Source organism: Roseateles sp. P5_E1 (assembly GCF_054049335.1).
This window is the reverse complement of the sequence record NZ_JBFUMN010000117.1, coordinates 1-2,421: the sequence shown is the minus strand read 5'-3', so window position 1 is coordinate 2,421 and position 2,421 is coordinate 1. Positions and strand designations below refer to the sequence as shown.

Below are 2,421 nucleotides of genomic sequence, written 5' to 3'. Positions count from 1 at the left end.
GGAAGACGAAGTCGCCTGTGCCGAAGAAGCCCTTGACCTTCGGATTGGGACTTTCGCCTCGCGCTCGCTTGTCGGCGAGCACTTCGCCCTTCGCCTTGTGCTTGGCCTGCTCTGCGAAGCGCTCGTCGCGCTGGCGCATCGCGTTGTCGGCCACGAGGGCCGGGATGGCGGCCTTGCACAAGGCCTGCACGTTGTCGTTGGAGTGGTAGCCGGCGTCTGCGGTGATCAAGGTGTCGGGCGCGCGCACCGCAGCCGTCGCTTCGATCATGGGCAGCAGCATGTGCTGTTCTGAGCCTGATCCCGTCACCTCGGCGGCCACGATGATCTGGTTCTCGCTGTCCACCGCCGCCTGCGCGGCGTAGCCCTGCATCACGCCTTTGCCTGTGGCCATCTTGGCGCTGTCGGGGTCGGTCACGTTGCTCTTGAGTTCCTGGCCCTTGTCGTTGCGCCGTGGCTCGTTGCGGGCCACGAAGTCGCGCGTCGCCTGGGCTTCACGGCGCAGTTCATCGATGCGAGCCTGGCGCTTGGCGTCAAGCGCTTGCACGCCTTCGCCGCCAGCGTCCTGCGCCTGATGGAGTTCCAGGATCTTGTCGGCCGCCTTGTCCAGCCTCAGCGCCCGATGCTTGAGCTCCTCATGCGTGCCGCTGCGCTCCTTGCTGGCATTGCTGGGCAGCTTGACCCCGTCGATGGCGAACATCTGCCGCCCGATCAAGCCCATGCGGTCGCAGGTGAGCAGCACCTGCGTGAACAGCGGCTGGATCTGCCCCTTCAACTCGCGCACGAATTTGGCGATGTGGGTGTAGCTGGGCTGGCTGTCGCCGCTGATGGCGATGAACTGCACATGGTGCAGGCAGGCATGCTCGATGCTGCGGCTGGAGACCAGGCCCCGGCTGTACGCCAGCAGCACGATCTTGAGCATCACGCGCGGGTCGTAGGCGCTGGCGCCGACTTCATCGTTGCTGAACTTGGCATCCAGCGCGCTCAGGTCCAACTCATGATCGACCAGATGATCCAGCGCGAACTCGAAGGTGCCRGGTTGAATCTGCTCGGCCAGCACAACAGGTAGAAAGCGGGGACTGCGATCTACGAGCTTGTAGCGTGGCATTGGCTTCATCCGGCTGCAGCGTGATGACTTCGATCGTGCCGACACGCCTGCGTCGGTGACAGTCGGATTTACCGCATGTCGTTGGGTTATTGCACAGCGTCAACGTGTGAGCTCAGCGGACGGCGAAGCCGTCCGTTGCAGCGAAAGGTTATGGCTCACTGCGGAAGAGATCATGGAGAAAAGTCTCGTTCGGGGATAGCTGCGCACTTGATCCTCCTCGGCTGGCAGTGAGCGTGAATTCGGACTTCTCTGGCGAGTCTTCAATTGGTCGAACGCCGTCGACGACACAGAGGACTCCGAAAAGAGTGGCGTCCGCGACTTGCTGCAAGGCGGACTTCAATAGATCCCGGTCCTCCAGCGACAACGTGTGAAACCACTGCGAGATTCGAACCAGCTCAGCCCTTGGGGCTCGGCCTGGCGGCTTCTCAAATGTGTCGAGGCACCCGGTTACCGCAGAGTCGGCGCAGTCTGACCTAAGCGCACGAACAAAATCATCGGGCTTCATGGTGCGCCATAACGTTTGAATTCAGCCGACCAGCCAGCAAAGCTGGCGCAGGTCGGCTGCAATGAACGGTTAGCCAGCAGACTGCGCGCACCAGACATACGCGACCTCAGCATCAGCGCCCGAGCATGCGAAAAGCAGCCGCTCTGGATGTGGTGAAAGCACTGCAACTCGCTTCTCCACGGACATGACCGCACGCACCATTGAAAGATAGAAACCCTTACTAACGGCTCCTGAGGGCAACGGCGTTCGAGCTGCGTTGACCAATGCGAAGTCTCCAAGTGAAAGACTACGCCCGACATTGGCCTGCCAAAGGCAGGCGCTTTTTAGATCGCCGCTGGTGACGGCCTGCGCAAAGTAGCCCACGTTGTACCGATTGATGGAGGCCACGGTTTTGGCCGACTGCTCCTCGGTGTCGACGCACACCGAGACGGCCTCGGATTCATGGTCGTGATAAAGCGCGAAGGTGTACACGGGCAGTTGCCTCGCTGCGACTTCACGCAAGGCACCTTCTAGCACTGCTTCAAAAAGGGATGATGTTTCCATCTGCTGGCTAACGAGGCTGGGCAATAACCCGATTTCTGCGATGCCCGCAGCGGCTGATCACCGTGGATGCTGAGGAATTCTTCATCGTTTGATGCATCGAGCCGCCGGCCCGATTGGATTGGACCTCGTGAATGCCCTGCGTGGCGCTCTCGGCGCCTTGCTCGCGTTGCGCATCTTTCCCATTCCTCATGATCGTTCGCCTCTGTTTGCGATCTTCTCGATGTTGTGCACACGGCAGAACAGCCGCCAATGCGTGCCGTCCTTGTCC

The 2,421-nt window shown here is 61.0% G+C and carries 2 protein-coding genes; both read right to left on the bottom strand.

The window, feature by feature from the left end:
* Positions 1-1,105 (bottom strand): transposase (locus ACXJKJ_RS29990; protein ID WP_457394958.1); only part of this gene is annotated, 1,105 nt, incomplete at its 3' end.
* Positions 1,106-1,679: 574 nt separating this feature from the next.
* Positions 1,680-2,177 (bottom strand): hypothetical protein, encoded by a 498-nt coding sequence (locus tag ACXJKJ_RS29985; RefSeq protein ID WP_457394955.1) that lies wholly within the window; start codon positions 2,175-2,177, stop codon positions 1,680-1,682.
* Positions 2,178-2,421 lie beyond the last annotated feature (244 nt).